The following is a 20,310-nucleotide window of genomic DNA, read 5'->3' as shown; positions in this document are numbered from 1 at the left end:
CTTTAAATAATATATTAACGAAGTAATAGACTATTTTTTCAGAGCAGCAGCCATTGTTTTACCAATGTCAGCAGGGCTGGCCACTACGTGGATGCCACACTCGCTCATGATTTTCATTTTAGCTTCTGCAGTATCTTCAGCACCACCAATGATGGCTCCAGCATGACCCATACGGCGACCCGGAGGCGCTGTTTGGCCAGCAATGAAACCTACAACTGGTTTGCGCAGGTTGTCTTTAATCCAACGGGCTGCATCTGCTTCCATGCTACCACCGATTTCACCGATCATGATGATACCGTCAGTTTCAGGATCGTCCATCAGTAATTTAACCGCTTCAACGGTAGGAGTTCCAATGATTGGATCACCACCAATACCGATAGCTGTGCTGATACCTAAACCTGCTTTAACGGTTTGGTCTGCTGCTTCGTAAGTTAAAGTACCAGATTTAGAAACGATACCGATACGGCCTGGCTTGAAAATAAAGCCGGGCATGATACCCACTTTAGCTTCACCAGCAGTAATTACGCCAGGACAGTTGGGGCCGATAAGGCGTGTAGAACTACCTTGCAGGTAATTTTTCACTTTCACCATATCCTGTGTAGGAATGCCTTCTGTAATACACACTACCAGCGCAATGCCTGCATCACTGGCTTCCATAATAGCGTCTGCTGCAAATGCAGGAGGCACAAATATGATACTAACATCAGCTCCAGTCTGTTTAACAGCATCTGCTACTGTGTTAAATACGGGTTTGTCTAAATGCGTAGAACCACCTTTGCCCGGAGTCACGCCACCAACTACGTCAGTGCCGTATTCTATCATCTGTGAAGCGTGGAATGTACCTTCTGTTCCGGTAAAGCCCTGTACTATGATCTTTGATCTTTTGTTAACCAAAACTGCCATGGCAAATCTTAGATTTTACGTTTAAGGATGGCGCAAAAATAGGTCAAACCTGATATATAACGCCACCAATTTTTTTTAATTTATTGTTTAGGAACGTCTCCGTTTTCCTGCATCATGCGCATTTGTTTAGCGTCTTGCAGGAATTCTGATGCAAAAATGAATTCGTTCAGCAGTTCGTTCTTGCTAAAAATAATGTCTTTATTAGATCCTTCCCACTGCTTTTGACCCTGATGCATGTATACAATATGATCACCAATTTCCATTACGCTGTTCATGTCGTGGGTTACTACAATGGTAGTAATATCATACTCTACGGTGATTTCTTTAATCAGTTTGTCTATCAGCATAGACGTTTGGGGGTCCAGGCCGGAGTTAGGTTCATCACAAAACAGGTATTTGGGATTTAGTACAATGGCGCGGGCAATACCTACCCTTTTTTTCATACCGCCGCTTATTTCTGCCGGAAATTTGTTGTGGGCTTCTTTCAGGTTTACCCTGTCCAGCACCTCGCTGGCCCGTTTTTTTCGCTCTTTATAACTGAGTGTAGAGAACATATTTAACGGAAACATCACATTTTGCTCTACCGTCATAGAGTCGAAAAGAGCAGAACCCTGGAAAAGCATGCCTATCTGCTGGCGCAATTGCTTGCGTTCGTCTTCGGTCATTTCCAGCATGTTTACATCGTTGTATAAGATTTCGCCTTCGTCGGGTTTAAACAGGCCAACCATACATTTGGTTAATACGGTTTTGCCACTGCCGCTGGCACCTATAATAAGGTTACATTTTCCCGCCTCCATTACCGCACTGATATCATGCAGAATGGTTTTATCGCCAAAACTCTTCTTAATGTTCTTTAACTCTATCATAATAGGTGTACTTTAAGCAGTTGTTACCTGCCCGGGGTTAGGGAAACAATTCTTATGCCGATACGAATATCGGCATAAGAATACCCATATTGCTGTTTTTTTCGCTATTATCTTCTGCTGTAGTTAGGAGACTCTTTAGTAATTTCTACGTCGTGGGCATGGCTTTCGCGCATACCTGCATTCGTGATTTTTACAAAAGTGGCCTGTTGCAGCGCCTTAATATCTTTAGAACCGGTGTAACCCATACCTGCCCTTAAACCGCCTATATATTGGGTAACTACCTCGTTGAGGTTGCCTTTGTAAGCAATACGGCCTTCAATGCCTTCCGGTACCAGTTTTTTAATGCCATCTTCCATGTCCTGGAAATAGCGGTCGCTGCTGCCTTGCTGCATAGCGCCAAGGCTACCCATGCCACGGTATTCTTTAAACTTCCTGCCTTCGTAAATAATGGTTTCACCAGGGCTTTCTTCTGTTCCGGCAAATACGCTACCCATCATCACCACATTAGCGCCGGCACTCAGGGCTTTTACCATATCACCAGTGTAGCGGATACCGCCATCGGCAATAACAGGAATGTTTCTTGATTTTAATGCGTTGGCTGCTTCCATTACAGCGGTTAACTGCGGAACACCAGCGGCTGCTACTATACGGGTGGTACAGATAGAGCCGGGGCCAATACCCACTTTAACAGCATCTGCACCTGCATCGGCTAATGCTTTAGCGCCTTCGGCAGTAGCGATGTTTCCCGCAATTACCTGTAAGCCTTTGAATTTCTTTTTCAGGGATTTCAGTGCTTCAATAACACCAATGTGGTGGCCATGTGCACTGTCCAGGCTTACAATATCCACACCTACCTGTTGCAAAGCATAAGCCCTGTCGTGCAGGTCGCGGGTAATACCCAATGCAGCACCTACCAGTAAACGGCCATAGGTGTCTTTTACTGCGTTGGGGTTATTGATCAATTGAATAATATCTCTGTAAGTGATTAAACCAATCAGCTTGCCTTGCTTATTCACTACAGGCAGCTTTTCGATTTTATAAGAGCGGAGAATTTTTTCGGCCTTTTTCATATCGGTGCCTTCCGGAGCGGTAATCAGGTTTTCTTTAGTCATCACCTCGGTTACCTTTTTGCGTTTATCAGTTTCAAAACGCAAATCGCGGTTGGTAAGAATGCCCACCAGTTTATGGTTGGCATCTATTACCGGAATACCACCTATTTTATTTTCGCGCATTAATACCAGGGCATCACCAATTGTGGCATCCTGTAACAGGGTAACAGGATCAAGGATAAGACCGCTTTCGCTACGCTTCACCTTCCTTACTTGTTCAGCCTGTCTTTCAATGCTCATGTTTTTGTGCAAGATTCCTAATCCGCCTTCACGCGCCAATGCTATGGCCAGGGTGGCTTCTGTAACGGTATCCATGGCTGCAGAAAGCATGGGTACATTTAGCGTAATACTCTTTGTTAACTGAGTGCGGATGTCTACTTCGCGGGGCAAAACCTGGCTAAAGGCTGGCATTAATAACACATCGTCATACGTAAGGCCTTCGCCAAAAAATCTTGATTGTCCGGAGCTTTTGCTGGAGGGAGTAATTCTTGTTGCCATGTGCAAAGATAAAAGGAAATTTCTTTTTACAAAATTCCGCTCTTTTATGACAGTTTTTTAACAAGTGTGCTTAGTGTTCATAAGCAGGAAGAATAGCACTGTTTAACCGAAAAATGAATTATGGTAATTGCCCAAGAAAACTGGTGACCGCTTCACTCCATTCTTTTTTATACTGCACCAGGTAATTGTCGTGTGCTGCCAGTGGAAAAGTGACCAGCTTTTTAGGACCTGCCAGGTTTTTAAATATTGCCTGGGTTTCTTCAGGTTTCACTTTTTCATCTTTCTCTCCATATACTAATAGTGTGGGGCAGGTGATAGCACGTGCGTCATTTACAGGCTTGTGGGCAAAGGCATTAAAACCATTTTCTACACCTCCCCAAAATACCAGCAGGTACGACATGGGAAAAGCAGGTATATGCATATTTTCAAAACGGTTTTGTACGGTGGTAAGCATGGTGCTGAAAGGGCACTCCAATATAACCCCGGATACGGAAAGCGGCTGATCTTTAAAAGCTTTCATAATAGCAGCTGCGCCCATAGAAGTACCAAACAGATATATATGTTTTTCTCCTTTTTGTTGTAGGTAGTCAACACAGGTTTTTACTTCTGCTGCTTCTTTATAACCAATAGTGGTTTGATTACCTTCACTACTGCCAGAGCCCATAAAATCGGGTAGTAATACGGTATAGCCCGCTTTCAAAAACACATCCGCCTTGTCAAGCATAGATGATTTTTCGCCGGTGTAACCGTGAAACAATACTATTGTGCCTTTGGCATTGGGGGCGGTAATAAGCCAGCAGGCAATACGCTTATTACTTTGTAACGTAATATCCTGGTAAGGAACACCAGGCAAACGTTTCGTTACGGGGCGTGGATTGTCTACCCCCAATAACCCTAGTTTTAATTTGCCGGTGAGTGATAGTTGTTGCCGGGAAGATGTTTTATAAGGAAGGCCAGGTGTGAAATGAGTAAACTTCCATGCATGAAAAAAGGCTACAAAATTGAGAAACAGGATTAACAAAACAACCATCCATAAAAAGCTTTTTTTCAGGCGGGAGGTAGGTTTCATATTAGTTGTTTAAATGTGTGATAGTTAACATCTGCTGCAATTACCTGTGTTACTAAGCGGTTATACTGTGCTTCTATCTGTTTTTGTTTGGTGGTGATACCTGCCTTAATGGTTTGCAGCTGCTGGTATTGCTGCTTTATAGTGCTTTCTAATCTGGCTTTTTCTTTATCAATACTTTTGGCAAGCAGCAGACTTTCTTTGTTTAATAAGTCATAATTAGGACGATAGGTAAAGTCGGCTGACATTTGCCTTTGCCAATCAAACAGCAGTTGTAAATTTTTAGGGCCAATGCCGTTTATTTTAATACTATGCAACTGTGAAATATCTGCAGCGTTACGAATATTATTATTGTATAGTAATAACTTCTTGGCAGAGCCAAATCCCGGAATAGTATAATCCTTTATTTCAAAGGCACATAAAAAAAACAATAGCTGTTTATTATACAACTGTTCTTCCAGTTCTTTTTTCTTGTCCTGAAATAACTGTGGTATTCCACGAAATGCTGCAATACTGCTTTCCAGCTGTTGTGTTACTTTATGATAGTTATTCACTCCAGCAGGATGATTATGCATTTTAACCAACTCTTCCAGCCTGTTTCTTTCTGCCAGCAGTTGAAGATAACGTCTTGTTTTTTCTTTTAATAATTGATTACGCCAGGGCGATAAATGATAATAAACCAATAACAAAACGGCCCAGATAAAAACCAGCAGTAACGTGTTATTAAATATACTAAAAAAGGGTGTGACTATAAAGGCTGCAATAAAAGTGTATAAATGCCATTTGCGATATTGAAGCCAATCTTTTTCGATAGGGACAGAAGATCCTGCCGGAACAGAATAAGTAGTGGTTAAAGGAGTAAATACCAGCTTTTCGGGTTGGTAACCATTTATAAAATATTGTATATCACCAAATATGGTAGTGTTGGAGGGCGGGGTGTTGTCCAGGAAAAAGAGAATGCCTTTTTGCTCTTTGAAAGCGCACCAGGGACATTGGCCAGCCATTGCGGGATAGGTGTGCAAAGAAGAGCGGGGGCAGATGACCATTTTTTGAGTCAGTATGTCCAACTGCTGCACCCAACTGGCAGGAGTTGGCCGGTTACTATCTTGCTCAAAAGCCTGGTGAAACAGTTCAATAACTCCCGGGGTAAGATAGCTGATATCAAGGCTGTTTAAGGCCGGGGACAGCTTTTTATGGGTATTGTGCAGGGAGTAGGCGAACTGATGCTGCCGGATAGCTTTTTCTTCATCCCAGTCTTCTTTAGAACGGTTAACACCTGCAAAAGGATGTCGCCCTAAAAAAAGCAGTTGGAAAATAAGAATAGCTAAAGAGAACGTATCTGTGTTAACAGTTCGAATAATATTAGTAAAGGATTGCTGAGCCAGTAATTCGGGTGGGGTATAACGTGGTACACCTACTTCACAATAATAGTAATGAGTGCCATTCTTTATCTGGAAAGAATCACAGTCAATAAATGCAATCATACCTTGTGCATTTACGAGTATGTTGCCTTCGTTAATATCGCCTATAATAAGCTCTTCCTGGTGTAGCTGATGAAAAGCAGTGGCCAGGTTACGCGCCACATGCACCAGGAAATTATAGCCTTTGTCGGGGAATAGTTTTTTCCTGTCCATAGGGCTAAACAACATATGCAAGGGCACATAGCCGTTTAGCTTTTTCATGACAAATCCTTTGGTAACACCATTCTCAACAAGCACATCTGCCGGCCAGGCTGCAAACTGTAGTATGGCCGGTTTTTGCAGGGAAGCCATATACCGGAGCTTACTGGCTTTTTCGGCATCTGGCTGCTCGTTGTAAATTTTGGCCAGCTGATTAGGATTTTCGTTAACATCAAACACCTGCCCCTCGCCGCCTTTACCAATAAGACGGCCTGTGGTATACTGCAAATGTTGAAGTCCCCGAAGCATATTATACAGATTGTTGTAAGCGGGTGGCCAGGAAAAGGGTTTTGTCGTCGTTGGTGAGATTATTAATAGTGGCGCTGCTCAGGTATTCTTCCAGCTTCTGATTTAATGAACCCACCTGATCAGGATGATGCGCAATGCGTAGCCACTTAAACATGTCTTTAAAAAAAGGATGATGGGCGGTATTGCTCTCATAGTTCAGCGTTAGCATTTGCAGGCCATCGGTAAAAATGGCTACCTCGTTAATAACCTCTTCTGTAACAAGCACTTTCAAATGAGGATGCCCATTTTCATTGATAAAGAAAGTGGTATTCTGATATTCTCCATTATGTGGCCACCAGACAGGCGCATAAAAATCATTACCTGTATTTTTTACGATAGCGCCATCGCCTACCTGGATAAAGCAGGCATATTCCGCGAAAATGATGCAGCCCAGTAAAGTACAGGCATATTCAGCCAGTGATGTTTTAGAATGAGCAGCATGTTGTTGTAATGCATCAAACACGCTTTCTGCCAACTGGTATATATCTGGTTCAGTAACCGGCTGATGCTGTTGTAGCTGATGAACAATGAAATCGTGCGCGGTTTGAGTGGCTAGCTTTGATGCTATGGCAGCTTGGGTAGCGCTGCCTGCTCCGTCACTGACAAAACATATTAAAGCGGCTGAATGGTTGTCAATAGAATAATGGATAGCATCTTCACATCCTTTTCCTGCTTGCACATGCAGGCTGCCTGTCACGCTTTTGCCAATAGCCTTCCACATCATAATTCACTCCATCCGGAAGGTGAAGGTAAAGTGTTGCTGGCCCCCGGGCTTTTACTGCTTACCATCTTCATGGAAGAAGACAGCCACATAAAAAACTCGCGGAACATAAGCCCCTTCAGTCGTAAAGGAGTACGAACAGAAATCTGGCTTAATATATCCATATTGGCGCCTTCCACACCAATAGCGAAAAATGCAAACGCATTACGGGCTTCTCCCTCCTTAATCAGTTGAGTGGCATGTTGCCAGTTATCTGTAGGGGTGCCATCCGTAATGAGTATAATCCAGGGTTTATAGTAACCTACACCATGGGCTTTATAGGTTTCCTTTCTTTTGGTAATCAAATCAATGCCCATAGTAATAGCAGTGCCCATAGGCGTATCGCCATTGGCACTTAAATGCGGTACCTGGAAGTTATCAACAGTGGTAAAGTCGTTTTGTAGCTGAAGAGGGCCAAAGCTAAGCATGGCTACTTCTACCCGTTTTACTGCCAATGGGTCTTCGGTCAACTCTTCCTTAAAAACTCTGATGCCCTCATTTAACTGCATAACAGGTAATCCCGACATAGAAGCAGAGGTATCTACCAATAACAGGCACGGACATCTTGATTCAGGGTTATTAGCAAAATCGTCTGAGCCGAAAGGGATTTGTTCAAAGGAAATATATTCATCCATAGTATTTGCGGTAATGGTTAGGGGTTTTCTGATTACTACAAATATGAAGGTAAAATATATTCCCTTTTAGCACACTATTGCTTGATCTTTTTAAGCCAATTATCGTATTTGTCCAACACTTTTTGAGGTTCGTAGGTATACCAGGCGTAGCCTACACGTCTTTCCCGCTGAACTTCGGCCAGGGAATACACTATTTTACTGTCCCTGTTACAAAACATAGGGCGATGGGTTTTTAATTCATAATAGCGTGTCCAGATAGGAGGGGCAGACGAATCGCGCACCACTATTTTATCTACATGGCTCACCGTGTATTGACTGGTATCGGCAGCAGCCTGTATGGTTTGTATAGTAATGCCTGTTATTTTAGATGCCTGAAACCAGGCTACTGCGTTTTGTACCGCTTTAACTACTTCGGGCGAAGGATGCGAAATACTCATAAGAAACTGTACAATTTTAACGCTTTCGCCATTACAGATGCAAGGAGGTTCAAAAGCACGGGCCCATGCAGGTTGAAGGGTCACTTCATCGTGCTGCTGACACCATACAGTGGGAGTACCGGTATCATTAATCTGGGTTTTGAGAATGCAATCCAATCCTTTATCAAAAGATTTTTGTAAACGCTTTCTAAAGCTGTCGTCTACAAAAGAGTAGGTAGGCTGATTGTCAAGTATGTTTTTTAGTAAATCCATAATGCCGGCCATGGCATCGTCGTTATAAGTGATATGCCTGCTGTACCCTTTTTCCAAAGGATAATACTGTGGCCAGCCGCCGTTATTATATTGTGCATCCAGTATAAAGCGCAGGCCATGTAAAACTGCTTCTTTATATTTTTCAATGTGTGTAGTGGTATATACCTGCGCAAGGTAGCTGATATGCGAATAGGTGGTGCGGTTATCAAAAGTAGTATGCTCTTCCGATTTGGATAGTTTAACAAGTTCCTGCTGTTCAGGCGTTAATACAGCCAGCATGTCATAATTCTTAGGCCAGCCGCCGTTGTTGTGCTGAAACAATAAAATGTTATCTGCTATAGCAGTGATATCAGAAGGCTGATAGCGGGGTTGATTGGGAAGTGGCTGAATCGTATTTTTCTTATCACTGATGTGATACCAATGGTTAGATGCATCATTAAATATGTTGGTAGGGATAGGGGTATACTGGCTAATGGATAGCAATGGCAACAACGCACCGATAAAACTGGCGTAAAGCCGGGATGGTTTTTTAGGGAACATGGCAAACAAATTATTTTAATTTAAAACTAGGCAAATAACCAACTCGAAATGAGATTATATGGTTAACTGGTACATTTTACCGGCAAGTGAAATCAGTAAACCCTGCAACTCCAGCTGCAAAACTGCAGTGGCCACAGCGCTGCTATGTAAGCCGCTGCGGCTTTGTAAATCATCGATATGGGTAAGCTCCTTTTCGCGGCAAATGGCTACAATAATCTGTTCTTCCTTGCTCAGGTCAGTGGTTTCAACAGGAAGGGGAGTGTCAGGTGCAGGCGCAGGTTTTGCCCACCCCATGGTTTCGAGTAGCTGGCTGGTATCTGTTAATAAAATGGCTTTGTTATTTTGGATAAGCTGGTTGCAACCTGCACTTTTAGCATCTGTAATTTTTCCCGGAATAGCAAACAACTCCCTGTTGTAACTATAAGCCAGTTCTGCCGTAATGATGCTGCCCCCTTTTATGGCTGTTTCAATAAGGATAGTGGCATCTGCCATACCGGCAACAATCCGGTTTCGTTTGGGAAAATTATGTTTATCCGGAGCTGTTCCCTGGCAAAACTCAGTAAGCAGCCCACCGTGTTCTACCATTTCTTTAGCCAGAGCTTTATGTTGGTAAGGATATAAGGTGTCTAAGCCATGTGCCAGCACCCCCACGGTCTCCAGTCCGTGAGTTAAAGCTGCTTTATGTGCAATAGCATCAACGCCTAAAGCAAGGCCACTGACAACAAGTACGTCTAAACCAGCCAAATCTGCAATCAGCTTTTCTGTAACCTGTCTGCCATAATGGGTGCACCCCCTTGTGCCAATAACACTGATTACTTTGGTGGCATTTAAATGGGCATTGCCTTTATAATAAAGGATGGTAGGGGCGTCATTGCAATGCAATAAACGTTGAGGATAGTGGGCATCTGTTATAAATAAAGGCTGAATCCGGTATTTTTCAATAAACCGGATTTGCTCTTCAGCCGCCTGAAAGCCGGAAAAGTTGGTGATGCTGCCGGCGCGCACTGTGCCTATATTTTCAATGCCACTGAGTTGTTTACTGTTGGCTTTAAAAACAGAAGAAGCATCACCAAAATGATCAATTAATATTTTAGCCTGTACTGCTCCAATATGAGGTACCATGGTTAAGGCAATCTGGTATAACAGATCGTCCTGTTTGTTAGCAAGCATATCGTTTTCTTATAGTCCGGTTATTGTAAATTCTGTTCTCCGGTTCAGGGCTTTTCCTATTTCAGTATTATTATCCGCTATTGGTTTGGCTGAGCCATAACCCTTCCAGGTAAGACGCTTGGCATCAATGCCTTTACTTACCAGGTAGTCTACAACCGATTTTGCACGGCTGGTAGATAACGCAATGTTCTGAGCTGCATTACCGGTATTATCAGTATGACCGCTGATTTGTACGTGCAGGCTAAAGTTGTCGCCTAACAACTGAACCAGTTTGTCCAGTTCAATTTTACTAACCGGTTCCAGGTTGGTAGAATTGCTGTTGAACTGGATGTTTTTGAGCGTAACTGTTGCATTGAGTACAATAGGTTGTAATGGAATATCTTTCTGATAGGTGGTGTCGGCAGGTTTGTTGCTTAATGCATAAATGTCACTGTAAAAGAGGTAGCCTTTACGGTTAACAGTAAAGGTGTAATCCTTGCCGGTTGGTAAGGTGATGAAATAGTGACCTGTTTCATCGGTTTGTATTTTGGTAATTGTTTTCTGTTGCTGGTTATCCGTTAACTCAACAGTGCTGGGAATGCCTTTTCCTGTAGTAGCATCAGAAACAGTACCTTTTACATACAAGGTTTTAATAGGCCTTACTTCCGGACGCATGTCAAACCTGTATAAATCCAGCCCGCCACGCGAGTCGCTGCGATCGCTGGCATAGTAAGCAGTAATACCATTGGAAGCTACATATAATGTGCCTTCATGCTCAATGGTATTAATAGGATAGCCCAGGTTTTCAGGTGTGCCCCAGCTACCATCCGACTGTTTACGGGCAATAAAGATATCTGCACTGCCATAACCAGGTAAACCATCAGAAGTGAAATACAGGCTCATGTTATCAGCATGAATAAAAGGCGCTTGCTCATCCCCACGGGTATTAATAGAAGGCCCCATGTTTACAGCGCGTGACCATCGGCCATTAGGCTGGCGATAGCTTACATACAAATCCTTACCACCATATCCACCGGGCCTGCTACTGCTAAAGTAGAGCGCGTTTTTGTCGGGGCTGATAGTAGGAGCGCTTTCCCAGAAATCTGTATTCACATTAGGACCGAGGTTTACAGGTTCGCTCCAGCCTTCAGGTGTGTTATACGAAATGTATAAGTCAAAGTTGCCCAATCCCTGGTTGGCAAAATTGCCGGCGAACAATAACCATTCCCCATCCTGCGAAATATTGATAGCTCCTTTAGAAGGCTCAACATTAATAGAACCATTAATAACTTCCCATTTAGAATAGCGATCCGGTGAGTGCAATAGCGTACTTTCTATAAAATCTTCTCTTACACCTTCTCCATGCCTGGTAAATACAAACAAACTGTCGTCAATGGTAAAGGAAGGATAGAACTCATTCTTTTCTGTGTTGATGCTATCGCCCAGGTTAATGGGGGCAAACACGTAACTGGAATCTTTATGAGTAGCTGCGTAATTTACGGCAAAGCGAAAGCAGTTCAGGCGATACTGGCCACTGGCTTTGCTACGTTCGTTAAGCGTAGGGATAGACATAAATTTTTCTACAGCCTGTAGTGCTTCCGTGAATCTTCCGGCTCCTGCCAGGTTAATAGAATAGGATAGGTTATATATCTTACAATAGTCACTGTCTTTGCTATTAGCCAGCTGGTAGTATTCAATGCTTTTAGCATAGTTTTTCAGTTCTCCATAAACGCCGGCCAGTGATAAGTAAGCATCTACATAATTGGCGTCATATTCAATAGCCTTGCTTAAAAGTGGAACGGCATCTTTAATAAAGCCATCCCTCAGTTGTAGCATTGCTTTTTCGTAAGCCTGTAGTGCCTTTTTGTTTACTTTTTCCGGGTTGTATTGTGCATTGCCGGACAGAGTAACAAACAGCGCTAATAGTAAAACCAACTTTTCCATAACGGGAAGTTCGGGAAATAAGTTGAAATCTAATATGCTTAGGGCACGTTAATATATTTGTGCACCTGGGCGCTCAATTGCCACTGTGGATTGGCTTTGATATAATCTATAATTAAAGGAAGTACTACTGCCGACTTATCCCATTCAGGTTGCAGATATAGTTTACAGGTAGAAGAAACCTGTGCAGCGTATTGCTCGGCCCATTCAAAATCGTGTTTGTTGAAAATGACCACCTTCAACTCGTTGGCCACTGGTAAAATTTCGGGCACAGGGGCTTTGAATTTTTTAGGAGACAGGCAAATCCAGTTCCAGTGCCCACTTAAAGGGCTGGAGCCGGAAGTTTCAATATTGGTATCAAAACCTGCGGCCTGTAAGGCTAGGGTTAATTCATCCAGGTTATGCATTAAAGGTTCGCCACCTGTAACTACTGCAATCAAATGGTTAGCCTGTCCATGAGTACGGTTTACCTCCTGGAGGGCTGTTGCTACAATTTGCTGCGTAGAAAATGGAGGGTGTATGGAAGCGTCCCAGCTATCTTTCACATCGCACCAGAAACAACCTACGTCACATCCGCCCAGGCGTATAAAATACGCAGCTTTACCCTGATGAAAGCCTTCTCCCTGTATGGTATAAAAGGCTTCCATCACTGGTAGCGTAACTGCAGTTGCTGTTTCCACTAATTCATTCATGCTGTAAAGTTACGATAGGTAAACTTTATTGGAGCGTTCTTTTGTACGCAACCAGGGTATTCTTCATCAAACCGGCAATGGTCATTAAACCCACGCCACCTGGCACAGGAGTAATGTAAGATGCTTTAGGTGAAACCTGGTCAAACGCAACATCCCCTTTTATGCGGAATCCTTTTTTAGCAGTGGCGTCTTCTACACGGGTAATACCCACGTCTATAATAATAGCACCTTCTTTTACCATATCAGCTGTAACAAATTCAGGCTTACCTAAAGCGGCTACAATGATATCGCCCTGGCGGCAAACAGCAGCCAGATCAGGCGTGTGAGAATGACAGATAGTTACGGTACAGTTACCGTAAGGATGGTTGCTGCTTAGCAGCACACTCATAGGGCGGCCTACAATGTTACTGCGTCCAATAACCACGGCATGCTTGCCTTTGGTGGGAATTTTGTAATGCTCCAACATTAACATGATACCATAAGGAGTAGCCGGTATAAAGGTTTCCAAACCTTGTACCAACCTGCCCACACTTACGGGGTGAAAACCATCTACATCTTTTTCAGCAGAAATGGTTTCTATTACTTTGGGTTCGCTGATATGTTTGGGAAGCGGCAACTGAACAAGTATGCCATCAATTTTGGGATCTTCGTTTAACTGGCGGATAGTATTGAGCAACTCCTCTTCACTTACATCAGCATTTAAGCGTATCAGCGTAGATTCAAAGCCAATTTCTGCACAGTTTTTTACCTTACTGGCTACATATGTTTCGCTGGCGCCATTGCTACCTACTAAAATAGCTGCCAGGTGCGGCGCTCTGTTACCTGCTGCCAGTAGTTGGTGCACCTCTGCTGCTAATTGTTCTTTTACAGACTGGGATGCAATTTTTCCATCAAGTATTTGCATGGCGCAAAAGTAATACAATCAAAGAGCCTTTGACTAATAATAGTATTGGGATTTTCCCGGGGGGCTAAATTTTCTCCAAAAGCTTTTCCAGCTTGGCCATCAGTTCCTCTTTTTCTTTCAGCATTCGCTCGTATAAGGCAATTTTCTCTTCATGCAGTTGTACGATTTTTTCAAGAGGATGAATGGTACAGTGGCTATATACCAATACATTTTAGTAAAACACAACCAAAGCCATTAGGCTCGCCCAAGAGCAGTAAGAACGTCAATAATAAAGTGCTTTAAATAATACCCGATTAGCTCGTCGGGTATTCCATTTACGGGATCGCATAAATTGTATATCAGGAATTTTTACAATATTATCCTGCTCAGTTAGTTCTGCAAATACTTTAGGGGCATATTTTTTATCTAGTTTTTGCAGGCGTTTTTTCTTTTTAGGCTTTGCACACGCAGGTATAGTTTCCTGGCACATGGCGTTAGCTTCAATATGTAATTGTTGTAGCGTTTCTTCTGGTGTATGGCCTGCTTTTAATAACAAAAGAGCTTTTCCGGCCAGTTTTTGATAATCCCTACGCTTTTTACCTGCAGGCAAAGTTTTGTATACGGCAGAAGCCAGGGGAGAAGCGGTTTTAAGCAAATCGGCATAACGGCGTAGCCCGGCAAATTCAGGCGCTGTTTTTACCCGTTTGCTGCTTAAAGGGTTGCTAATGCGTGCTAAACCCTGTCCATTGGCAATATAAAAGTTTACGCCGCCAATGGTATCTTTAATAATAAAATCCCCACATTGCTTTGCCATAACTAGCTCGTTTTTCAATTATCAGGCTGAATAACAATCCAGTCCTAAAATTGTTCAACGCTTTAAACATGGTCCCGTGGTGAAGGCTCGGTATACACAAAGGCAGAATAGGCGATGAATAGCCCTGTTCCCGGCATATCAGAAGCTATTCAAAGGCTGGCCAGATGGTAGGATGCTGGTAGGATGATAGTACCCTCATGTATGGATGATACATACATAAAGCGTTCAAAGGTGAAAAAACTCCATGCTAATTTCCCGTTTGCGTAAACAGGTTTTCCTTATATGGCTAATATATATAGTATGTACGGCGGAATTTTGAGCCGGTTTTCGTATAAAATCCAAATTTTTAAAATACCAGTATGTGCAACTTTAAGCAATGGAGCCACAGTAAATATGGTTATGTTATTCAATGTGAGGATTGTAAGAGCTTTCAGGTTTGTTTTGGCACAACTATGCTAACCCTGCGGGAGGAAGAATATATACAGTTTACAGAATGGGTGGTGTACAAAACGGAATCTCTCGTACCTTTGCACGACAAAAATTTAAAGTGCATTTCATTGCCTACTGTATGCCCCCAGGTTCAGGTATTATTAACTGAGAAGGAATTAGGGCACTTGCATGAATTGGTGCAGGAAGCAGATAACGAAATGAAAGTGAAGCAGTTATTAAGCCTTTTTCACGACTGATTTCAAGAATAAGTACGTTTATATATTGTTATGATCCAGACTGATATTTGTATAATTGGAGCCGGCCCGGTAGGCTTGTTTTCTGTTTTTGAAGCGGGTTTATTGAAAATGCGTTGCCATGTTATGGACGCATTACCACAGGTTGGAGGACAACTTTCTGAAATTTACCCTCAGAAGCCCATTTATGATATTCCCGGTTATCCTGAAGTAAAAGCACAGGAACTGGTAGATAACCTGATGAAGCAAATTGCTCCATTTTCACCCACATTTACTTTGGGTGAGCGTGTAGAAGGTATTGAAAGACAAGAAGATAAATCATTTATAGTTACCACCAACGAAAATACCACTGTTCATTGTAAGGTAATTGTAATTGCCGGTGGCCTGGGCTGTTTCGAACCCCGCAAACCAGCTATTGAGCGTCTGGAAGATTTTGAAGGTAAGGGTGTTGCCTATATGGTAAAAGATCCTGAGCATTTCAGAGACAAGCAAGTGGTACTGGCAGGTGGTGGTGACTCTGCATTGGACTGGGCAATTTATTTATCTGATATCGCAAAATCTTTGACCCTTGTACATAGAGGAGAAACTTTCCGTGGCGCCCCGGATTCTGCTGAAAAAGTAGTTCACCTGGCGCAACAAGGACGTATCAACCTGGTACTCAAGTCCAATATTGTAAAAATTGATGGTAATGGCCATCTGAAAGAAGTGCATATTGCCGGTGCTGATAATGAAATAAGCACACTGGAAGCAGATCACTTGATTCCTTTATTTGGCCTTAGCCCTAAACTGGGCCCTATAGCCAACTGGGGACTGAATATTGATAAAAGTGCCATTCTGGTAGATACTACCGACTATTCAACCAACGTTGAAGGTATCTACGCCATTGGTGATATCAACACCTATACAGGCAAACTGAAACTGATTCTTTGCGGATTCCACGAAGCAGCTTTAATGTGTCAGAGCGCGTTTAAACATGTTTTCCCAGATCAGCGTTTAAGTTTTAAATATACCACAGTTAATGGAGTTAACGCCTTTTAATTACCTTGCAGCCAACTAGTTATGATGATTAATATTACAGTTGAAAACAGGGATGGAGAAAGGCGCAATCTGGAAATTCCTGATGACATGAACCTGAGCCTGATGGAGGCTTTAAAAGCGTATGAGTATAATATCCTGGCTACATGTGGAGGAATGGCTTTGTGTGCCACCTGTCACGTACAGGTGTTACAGGGGTTACCCGGGCTGCCACCAATGAAAGATGCAGAAATGGACATGCTGGATACCCTGCCCGATGCAGCTTCTGATAGCCGGTTAGCCTGCCAGCTTAGGGTAGATGAAACTATGGAAGGCGCCATATTTAAAATAATGGGAGAGGAAGAGTAATCTACTACTATATAATTAGAGGTGACGCCCGGCATATTTTTGCCGGGCGTTTTTTATTTACACTTCAATTAAAAATAGTTACAACAACTTAATAAGTATGGTAAAGCAGAATGCGACTTGAACTATGTCAGGAATTTGATAGTAAAGGAATAAACCAGGTAAAGTATTTTAATGTTCATTCAAAAAATGAAGCGTGAAGACTATGAAAGAATTCTAAGGTTTAATGAGGTGTGTAGAAAAGAAGAAAAATATATTCTGGTAAAAATGAAGTGGATAAAGCAGCATTTTATCATAACTATATGTCAAATCATATATGAAAGAAAAAACACTTCTTTCTTGGAATAAATATATTAATGGTATAATATTACATTTTTAAATTCTTTTGCTAACGTATTAACCTAGTAATTAAGAGATTTTTAACCTGACCTGTAAGAAAGCTAACTGATTCCATATTACAATAATGTATTTAGGTAAAAATGTGTACTTATAGATTAACGTACAGTTAATTGACTATATATTAAACCAAAATCACATCAAACATGAGAAAACTTCTAACAATGTTGTTAGCATTTGTTTTGTGTGCGTCATCCTTGATGGCACAAAACAAAAACGTAAAAGGAAAAATCACCGATGATACAGGGAAACCTGTTCCATTTGCCACTATCAAAGTGAAAGGAACCAAAGGCGGAGTTACAGCCGATTCTACAGGAAATTTTTCAATTGATGTACGTGAGGGCGGAATATTAATAATAAGCTCTATCGGTTTTTTTGAGCAGGAGTTTGCTGTAACAGGCGAAACTGCAAGCATCCAGCTGAGTAAATCTTCACAAACTGTTTCAGAAGTAGTTGTTACTGCGTTTGGTATCAGAAGAACTGATAAAGGTCTGGGCTATTCAGTAGCTAAAGTTGATCCGGGAAGCCTTACCCAAAAATCAGAGCCAGATTTACTGAAAAGTATGCAAGGTAAGGTAGCGGGTGTCGATATCCGTTCTTCTCAAGGTGTACCAGGTGCAGCTACGCGTATTCAGATAAGAGGTAATACCTCTTTCTATGGAGATAACCAGCCATTGATTATTGTTGATGGAGTGCCTTATAGCAATGATCAGGTAACTACTAGTAGCCAAACCACAGGTGGGTCAGGGTATTCCAGTGGATTGTCTACATTAGATCCTAATGATATTGCTACTATGAACGTATTAAAAGGATCATCTGCAGCGGCTTTATATGGATCAAGAGCATCTAATGGTGTTATTATAATTACTACCAAATCTGGTTCTGCTTCAAGAAGCAAGAAAGGCCTGGAGGTAACCGTAAAGAGTGGTGTTTCATTTGAAAAGATAGCCAACCTGCCAGACTATCAAAATGATTATGGCACTGGGTCGTATGGTAACTACTCTAACTCAAACGGATCATGGGGCCCTAAATTTGGGACTATTGATTCTATTCCTATCTGGCCTGGATATAAAGATGCTTATCCGGATTTATTCCCATCAGATTCTATTGCTTACAGAGCATATCCTGATAACGTTAAAAACTTATTTAGAACAGGTAAGGTTATTGAAAATTCTGTAGGTTTTAGTGGTGGAGATGACAAAAGCTCAGTGTCTATGACCTTATCACAGTTGTCTCATTCAGGTTATGTTCAAAATTCATCATATAAACGTTATAACGTTGGCTTAGGTGGATCAACCAAGTTAGCAATCGGTTTAAATTTGAGAGGTAACTTTAGCTATTCACGTTCTAACCAAAAAGGTGGCTATTTTGGGGAAAACCAGTTTGATGGTGCTGCTTCTATGTTTGCGCGATCTTTATTCTTAGGAAGAAACTGGAACTACGATTTGCCTTTTGAAGATGCGAATGGTAACATGTTAGTGCCTGGTCCTGCTGGTCAATACGATAATCCATATTGGTCTGCTAAGTACAATGTGGCAACTTCTGATGAAGAAAGGTTTATTGCTGGTGGCCATTTCGACTTCAATGTCAATAGCTGGTTTAAAGTGGACTATAATCTGGGTACAAACGTAAAAACTTTAAGCAGACGTGAAATTACTGAAATTGGTTCAAGAGCCGCAGAAGGTAAAGGACGTCTTGTAACAGATGATTATCGTAAACAGGAATTGCAGTCTGATTTATTGTTGACATTTACACCACGAATCAATAACGACTTTTCGTTACGTGCTTCTGTGGGGCATTCTTATAACCAACGTGTAGATAGCAGAACTGCAAATACCGGAAACCAATTTATTACAAGAGGTATTTATAAATTATCGAATACAGCTCAACAGATTTTCTCTTTAGATAATTACCATAAAAGAAGAATCATTGGTGCTTTGGCCGATGTAACCTTAAGCTATAAAGAATACTTATTTTTAAACCTTACTGGTAGAAACGATTGGTCATCTACATTACCTACTAATGAAAGAAGCTATTTCTATCCTGGTGCATCTTTAGGTTTTGTATTTACTGATGCATTGAAGCTTGATAAAAAAGTGATTGATTTTGGTAAGGTGCGAGTGTCATGGGCAAAAGTGGGTAGAGACGCCGATCCATATTCTTTACAAAATACATTTGAGTTAACTTCCAACTTTTTAGGCCGTCCTAGAGGAACAAGAAGTACTACTGCTTTCGACCCTGAGTTAAAGCCTGAATTCACTAAAGAAGTTGAAATAGGTACGCAATTAAGCTTCCTGAAGAAGAGAATTGATGTAGACTTTGCCTGGTATAACAGAACTTCTACCAATATGATTGCTCCTGTAGCAGTGCCTTCAACATCTGGTTTTTCTCAGTACTATACCAACTTCGGTGGTTTAAGAAACAGAGGAGTGGAAATCACCTTGACATTAAGGCCAGTTCAAACTGCGTCATTTGGTTGGGATATCCGTGGTGTATTTACTAAAAACACGAACATCGTAACTTCGTTACGTCCAGGCATTGAGCGTATGATCGCTACTCCTGATGGAACTGAAACAGGTCTGGATATTAATCCTACTTTAGAAGTAGGCATGCCTTATGGTTATTTCAGAGGTAGTAAGGCGGTGAGAGATGCGGATGGCAATTTCCTCATTAATCCGGCAACAGGTACTTTAATTGAGTCTAAAACATTAGGCTATTTAGGAAACCCAAATCCTGATTATAAATTAGGTGTAACTAACTCTTTCACTTATAAAAACTTCTTCTGTAACATTCTATTTGACATGACTAAAGGAGGAGATATCTACTCTGTTACTGTGAACTCTTTACTGGGACGTGGTGTAACTAAAGATACCCGTGATAGAGAAACTTCATTCGTGATTCCTGGCTATTATGGTGATGTTGATACTGAAACTCCTTTATTAGGTAGTGATGGTAAAAAAATCAGAAACCAGACACGCCTGCCCGTAAATGATCTTTACTTCGCATCTAACGCTAACGCTTCTACTTTTGCAGTAAATGGTGCAGCAGAATGGAGTGTTTATGATGCTACTGTATATCGTTTAAGAGAGTTATCTCTGGGGTATAATTTCCCTAAATCTTTATTTAAAGGCACTCCAATTGGTTCATTAACATTGAGTTTAACAGGTCGTAACTTATGGTATCTGGCTCCTAATTTCCCTAAGTATACCAACTTCGATCCTGAGGTTAACTCTTATGGTTCAACTAACATGCAGGGATTTGATCTGTCTGCTGCTCCTACAACCAAAAGATATGGTGTTAACCTGTTAGTAACCTTTTAGTTCATCTTAAATTCAGAAA

General features: G+C 41.8%; 17 protein-coding genes. 4 read left to right on the top strand and 13 right to left on the bottom strand.

What is annotated here, in order from left to right; translation table 11 throughout:
- Positions 1-30: 30 nt before the first annotated feature.
- The 13 genes from sucD to FLA_RS23125 form a co-directional block, all read right to left on the bottom strand.
- Positions 31-903 (bottom strand): succinate--CoA ligase subunit alpha, encoded by an 873-nt coding sequence (gene sucD / locus FLA_RS23190; protein WP_076374831.1) that lies wholly within the window; start codon positions 901-903, stop codon positions 31-33.
- An 80-nt stretch (positions 904-983) separates the two neighbouring features.
- The gene (locus FLA_RS23185) at positions 984-1,769 is read right to left on the bottom strand and encodes an ABC transporter ATP-binding protein (protein WP_076374829.1); all 786 of its coding nucleotides are present in this window, start codon (positions 1,767-1,769) and stop codon (positions 984-986) included.
- A gap of 107 nt (positions 1,770-1,876) precedes the next feature.
- The gene (gene guaB, locus FLA_RS23180; RefSeq protein WP_076374827.1) at positions 1,877-3,376 is read right to left on the bottom strand and encodes an IMP dehydrogenase; all 1,500 of its coding nucleotides are present in this window, start codon (positions 3,374-3,376) and stop codon (positions 1,877-1,879) included.
- Positions 3,377-3,494: 118 nt separating this feature from the next.
- Complete coding sequence (locus FLA_RS23175) at positions 3,495-4,445, bottom strand: alpha/beta hydrolase (protein WP_076374825.1); 951 nt, start codon at positions 4,443-4,445, stop codon at positions 3,495-3,497.
- Positions 4,442-6,370, bottom strand: a complete 1,929-nt coding sequence (locus FLA_RS23170) for a protein kinase domain-containing protein (protein WP_076374823.1) — start codon at positions 6,368-6,370, stop codon at positions 4,442-4,444. Before FLA_RS23170 ends, FLA_RS23175 begins: the two co-directional genes overlap by 4 nt.
- A 1-nt stretch (position 6,371) precedes the next feature.
- Positions 6,372-7,133 (bottom strand): PP2C family serine/threonine-protein phosphatase, encoded by a 762-nt coding sequence (locus FLA_RS23165; RefSeq protein WP_076374821.1) that lies wholly within the window; start codon positions 7,131-7,133, stop codon positions 6,372-6,374.
- Positions 7,130-7,804 carry a vWA domain-containing protein gene (locus FLA_RS23160; RefSeq protein ID WP_076374819.1) on the bottom strand — a complete coding sequence of 225 codons (675 nt, stop codon included), beginning with the start codon at positions 7,802-7,804 and terminating at the stop codon, positions 7,130-7,132. Before FLA_RS23160 ends, FLA_RS23165 begins: the two co-directional genes overlap by 4 nt.
- A gap of 74 nt (positions 7,805-7,878) precedes the next feature.
- The gene (gene pelA, locus FLA_RS23155; protein WP_076374817.1) at positions 7,879-9,033 is read right to left on the bottom strand and encodes a pectate lyase; all 1,155 of its coding nucleotides are present in this window, start codon (positions 9,031-9,033) and stop codon (positions 7,879-7,881) included.
- 54 nt (positions 9,034-9,087) lie between these two features.
- Positions 9,088-10,203 (bottom strand): DNA-processing protein DprA, encoded by a 1,116-nt coding sequence (dprA, locus tag FLA_RS23150; RefSeq protein WP_076374815.1) that lies wholly within the window; start codon positions 10,201-10,203, stop codon positions 9,088-9,090.
- 9 nt (positions 10,204-10,212) lie between these two features.
- A complete protein-coding gene (locus FLA_RS23145) occupies positions 10,213-12,126 on the bottom strand; it encodes an OmpA family protein (RefSeq protein ID WP_076374813.1) in 1,914 nt (637 codons plus the stop codon).
- Positions 12,127-12,164: 38 nt separating this feature from the next.
- Positions 12,165-12,815 (bottom strand): 7-carboxy-7-deazaguanine synthase QueE, encoded by a 651-nt coding sequence (locus tag FLA_RS23140; protein WP_076374811.1) that lies wholly within the window; start codon positions 12,813-12,815, stop codon positions 12,165-12,167.
- A 25-nt stretch (positions 12,816-12,840) separates the two neighbouring features.
- Positions 12,841-13,719, bottom strand: coding sequence for a bifunctional methylenetetrahydrofolate dehydrogenase/methenyltetrahydrofolate cyclohydrolase FolD (gene folD, locus FLA_RS23135; RefSeq protein ID WP_076374809.1), 879 nt, complete (start codon positions 13,717-13,719; stop codon positions 12,841-12,843).
- 262 nt (positions 13,720-13,981) lie between these two features.
- Positions 13,982-14,512, bottom strand: coding sequence for a hypothetical protein (locus FLA_RS23125; protein WP_076374807.1), 531 nt, complete (start codon positions 14,510-14,512; stop codon positions 13,982-13,984).
- Between the two features lie 359 nt (positions 14,513-14,871).
- On the opposite strand from FLA_RS23125, the gene FLA_RS31560 reads away from it, so the two are divergent.
- The 4 genes from FLA_RS31560 to FLA_RS23105 all read left to right on the top strand — a co-directional run bounded on the left by FLA_RS31560 (position 14,872) and on the right by FLA_RS23105 (position 20,291).
- A complete protein-coding gene (locus tag FLA_RS31560) occupies positions 14,872-15,198 on the top strand; it encodes a DUF6686 family protein (protein ID WP_076374805.1) in 327 nt (108 codons plus the stop codon).
- Positions 15,199-15,228: 30 nt separating this feature from the next.
- A complete protein-coding gene (locus tag FLA_RS23115; RefSeq protein WP_076374803.1) occupies positions 15,229-16,233 on the top strand; it encodes an NAD(P)/FAD-dependent oxidoreductase in 1,005 nt (334 codons plus the stop codon).
- Between the two features lie 21 nt (positions 16,234-16,254).
- On the top strand, positions 16,255-16,578 hold the full coding sequence (locus FLA_RS23110) for a 2Fe-2S iron-sulfur cluster-binding protein (RefSeq protein WP_197705819.1): 324 nt from the start codon (positions 16,255-16,257) through the stop codon (positions 16,576-16,578).
- Between the two features lie 539 nt (positions 16,579-17,117).
- Entirely contained in the window at positions 17,118-20,291 is a 3,174-nt protein-coding gene (locus FLA_RS23105) for a SusC/RagA family TonB-linked outer membrane protein (protein WP_076374801.1), read from the top strand.
- The last annotated feature ends 19 nt before the right edge of the window (positions 20,292-20,310 follow it).

The organism is Filimonas lacunae, from assembly GCF_002355595.1.
In the GTDB taxonomy this organism is placed as follows: domain Bacteria; phylum Bacteroidota; class Bacteroidia; order Chitinophagales; family Chitinophagaceae; genus Filimonas; species Filimonas lacunae.
This window is presented reverse-complemented; position numbering and strand designations above follow the sequence as displayed.